General features: G+C 60.9%; 2 protein-coding genes. Both read left to right on the top strand.

The window, feature by feature from the left end:
* Positions 1–994 (top strand): sensor histidine kinase (locus V6C07_RS11165; RefSeq protein ID WP_333536558.1); only part of this gene is annotated, 994 nt, incomplete at its 5' end.
* A gap of 2 nt (positions 995–996) precedes the next feature.
* Entirely contained in the window at positions 997–1,395 is a 399-nt protein-coding gene (locus V6C07_RS11170; RefSeq protein WP_333536559.1) for a response regulator transcription factor, read from the top strand.
* Positions 1,396–1,511: the final 116 nt, after the last annotated feature.

Genomic DNA, 1,511 nt, shown 5'->3' on the forward strand with positions numbered 1-1,511 from the left:
GTCGGGGCGCAAGCTTATGGTGGCCTCTTGCGCACTGGCCGGGACGGATTTTATTCTGCTGGCAGTCAAGCCCGAGGCCGAGGCGTTTCGCTCGTGGACGGCCCTGCGCACCGAACTGCTGCTTGTGCTGTGCGGCGGCATAGCGCTTATTGTTCTGGTGTCGCACCTGCTCATGAAGCAGCTTGTCAACAGGCTGCAGGCCAGCGATGAGCGCCGGGTGGCGGTTTTTGCCCAGATGGAACACAACCAGAAACTTTCGTCCATCGGGCGGCTGGCGGCTGGCGTGGCTCATGAGGTCAACAATCCTCTGGCCGTCATTTATGAAAAGGCGGGCCTTGCCCGCGACCTGCTGAGCATGGGCAAGATTTGCGGCGAAAGCAGGGACAGCGAACGGCTGAACGGTCTGCTTGAAGGCATAGAAAGCACCGTGGAAAGGGCGCGCGGCATCACCCACCGCCTGCTGGGCTTTGCCCGCCGGATGGAGGCCAACCGCCAGAGCCTGCACATTGAGGAAGTCATCACCGAAACCCTGTCGTTTCTTGAGCGCGAAGCCAAGAACCGGGGGGTAACGCTGGAAATGGATCTGGCCGAGGGCTTGCCCGAAATTGTTTCAGACAGGGGCCAGTTACAGCAGGTCTTTTTGAATATCGTGGGCAACGCCCTGGATGCCGTGACCGGCAGCGGGCAGGCTGGTGTGGCTGCCGACGGGCAAGGGCGCTTTGTAAAAGTGCGCTGTGTGCCATCGGGGCCGTCCGCGCTTGAGGTGACCGTGCGTGATAATGGCAAGGGCATGCCTCAAGAGGTGCTGCGGCACATTTTCGAGCCGTTTTATTCCACCAAGAAAAACAAAGGCACAGGGCTTGGCATGTTTATCACTTACGGCATCGTGCGCAGACTTGGCGGCGATATCCGTGTGGAAAGTGAGGAGGGGCGCGGCAGTGTCGTGCGTGTAACCTTGCCCCTGGTTCCGCCTGACGGCTCTGCGGAGGTATAGCAATGGCTTTGCGCATACTGCTGGCTGATGACGAAAAGGACTTTGTGGAAACTCTGGCCGAAAGGCTTGAGTTGCGCGGGTACAGCGTACGTGTGGTTTATGACGGCCTGGCGGCCCTGCGGGCCGCTGTAGAGGAAATGCCCGATGTGGTGGTGCTTGACCTTCTCATGCCCGGTCTGCCCGGCGATGAGGTGCTGCGCCGCCTCAAGAACGTGCAGCCCGGCCTGCCCGTGCTGCTGCTCACCGGGCATGCGGCCGTGGACGATACGGGTGTTTCGCCCGTAAGCCAGGCCTATGCCTGTCTGACAAAGCCGCTCAGTTTCAACACTTTTCTTGAAACGCTGGAGTCCGCGTGCCGTGACGGGCGTGAGGCAGCCTCCGGCGGGGGAGACATGTCATGAACGTCAGTCAGTGTACGGCCCGACTGCTGGCCTCGGCAGTGCATGATATGCGCAATGTTCTGGCCGTCATCCGTGAATCCGCGGGTCTTGCGCAGGATCTGGCCGCCCTTGCGTCT

The organism is Desulfovibrio sp. 1214_IL3152 (assembly GCF_036763055.1).
Taxonomy (GTDB): Bacteria; Desulfobacterota; Desulfovibrionia; order Desulfovibrionales; family Desulfovibrionaceae; genus Desulfovibrio.

What these genes read in the sequence shown, in the direction of transcription:
- V6C07_RS11170 (WP_333536559.1), top strand. Translation starts at nt 997, where the DNA reads ATGGCTTTGCGCATACTGCTGGCTGATGACGAAAAGGACTTTGTGGAA.